The following is a 2,107-nucleotide window of genomic DNA, read 5'->3' as shown; positions in this document are numbered from 1 at the left end:
TCGTATATTTGGTGTAATCTTTATCAAACCAAGAACCTTCTTTTTCAAAATCAACTGATGAATTTTCACGAATTTGCAATTTAGCTGAGATATCATAATCATAATCTTGCTGTTCAATCATTTTAGCAATTTTTACCATTGATTCATAATCACCACTTGCTTTTAATTTCAAAGTGGCTTTATAAGGAATCCCAGCAAGCTCTAAGCGACCCGCAATCATAAATGGGTCTGGCTCAGTTCCCTTGTCATCAAGTTGAGGTGGAGCAAAATTGACTGAGATTGAATAACCTTTTGTCAGTAATTGCTCATATTGCGTGATGACTTCTTCTAATTCGAGTCCATCAATAAACTCATTAAATGTACGCTCAGTGAGTTTGTTATTTTCAGCGGCTTCTTCTTTTGGATAGATAATTTTTACTTGATAGGTCATATCTACTATTATATCAAGATGTGAGCATAAATTGGGAAAATGCGAAGAAAAAATAGAAAATTTTTTGTTTCTATTTTTAGTCAGCATCAAAATTTATTTTTTTTATCACTTTTTATTGGTGCAAACTGAATTATTATAGATTTTTATTTTTTACGCAAATTGTAAAATGAAGTTAGCCACCTTGAGTCAAGCAAAAAACATCTGAATCTCTTATACTAGAAGTTCGACCAAATAGTATAAAAAGGAAATTCAGATGCAAGACTATTCTATCACAAGCCAGAGCAAAGGGAAACACCTGACCAATCAAGACCGTTTAAACATTGAACGTTGGCACAATAAAGAAGGACTGAGCAACCGTGAGATTGCGCGCTTATTGAATAAAGCTCATGGGACGATTGACAGAGAGATGAAGCGAGGGGAAATCCAGCTCAAGCGGAAGGTAAAATACTCTGCTAAAAAGGCTCAAGAAAATTATGAAGGATTGAGGGCTCACAGTGTTCGTCCGAGTAAACTCACGACTGAGATTGATTGTTATGTGAGTACACGTCTTAAAGAAGACAAGGACTCTTTGGAAGTCATTCATCAGGCTCTAAAAGGAGTTTCTCTGAGCAGCCTCTACAATTGGGTCAACTGGGGCTGGTTAGAAGCCAAGCGTCATCATCTTTTCTATCCGCAGTATAAGGCGGCAAAGAAAATCAAACCTCGTGCGCCAAAGCATCCTTTTGGCAAGTCTATTGAAGAACGGCCTGAGTTCATTAACAATCGCTTAGAAGTGGGGCATTACGAGATTGACACGGTCATTCTTACGAGAGCTAAGAACAAGGTGCTTTTGACGCTCACAGAGCGAAAATACCGCACGGAGATCATTCGCTTGATTGATGGGAAAACAGCACAGGCGGTCAATGATGAGCTGGTGGAACTTCAAAAAAGTTATGACTTCAAATCCATTACCCCTGACAATGGCCATGAATTTGCAAGGCTCTCTGAGGTCGTAAGCTGTCCAGTTTACTATGCACACGCCTACGCGAGCTTTGAGCGAGGGACGAATGAAAACCATAACCGAATGATTCGTAGGCATCTGCCAAAAGGCACAACAAAGACGACCCCTGAAGAAGTCGCCGCTATCGAGTATTGGATGAACCATTATCCAAGAAAAATGTTCAACTATAAGAGTTCATATGAGATGAGCTTGGCTGGCTAACTTGGACTTGCAATTTGCGTAAATAATAAATTTTTAAAAAAATAAAAAAATTACAGCTGAGACTAGAAATTTCAGAAAGTCTGTGTTATAATATATTTCGTCGTGAAAATGACGCTTTAAGCATGACTCGTTAGCTCAGTTGGTAGAGCATTTGACTTTTAATCAAAGGGTCGCTGGTTCGAGCCCAGCACGGGTCACTAATTTATTGAAGAAAAGATTGTGGGGAAGTTTCACAATCTTTTCTTGTTTTGGAAAATAATTCTCATTTTTGAGAAAATAAAGTTTTAATTTGCCTTAAGGTGAGTTGAAACTGATGGAGGTTCAATGGAAATCCAATTTTTAGGGACTGGGGCTGGTCAGCCTTCTAAATCAAGAAACACTCAGGCAATTGCCTTGAAAATGCTTGATGAGCGTAATGAAATTTGGCTTTTTGACTGTGGTGAAGCAACGCAACATCAAATTTTAAATACGACAAT

The 2,107-nt window shown here is 38.2% G+C and carries 2 protein-coding genes and 1 tRNA gene; 2 read left to right on the top strand and 1 reads right to left on the bottom strand.

All coding sequences use genetic code 11. The features are described from left to right. Positions 1-430: hypothetical protein (locus ACFY36_RS51880; RefSeq protein ID WP_499753331.1), on the bottom strand; the 430-nt coding region annotated here is incomplete at its 3' end. A 253-nt stretch (positions 431-683) separates the two neighbouring features. Between ACFY36_RS51880 and ACFY36_RS51875 the strand changes: the two genes are divergently transcribed. Both ACFY36_RS51875 and ACFY36_RS51870 read left to right on the top strand, forming a co-directional pair. Continuing rightward, a complete protein-coding gene (locus ACFY36_RS51875; RefSeq protein ID WP_003130410.1) occupies positions 684-1,631 on the top strand; it encodes an IS30 family transposase in 948 nt (315 codons plus the stop codon). Between the two features lie 124 nt (positions 1,632-1,755). Then, positions 1,756-1,828: transfer RNA gene (locus ACFY36_RS51870), tRNA-Lys, on the top strand. The last annotated feature ends 279 nt before the right edge of the window (positions 1,829-2,107 follow it).

The sequence above is a fragment of the Actinoplanes sp. NPDC000266 genome (assembly GCF_042899005.1).
In the GTDB taxonomy this organism is placed as follows: domain Bacteria; phylum Actinomycetota; class Actinomycetes; order Mycobacteriales; family Micromonosporaceae; genus Actinoplanes.
This window is presented reverse-complemented; position numbering and strand designations above follow the sequence as displayed.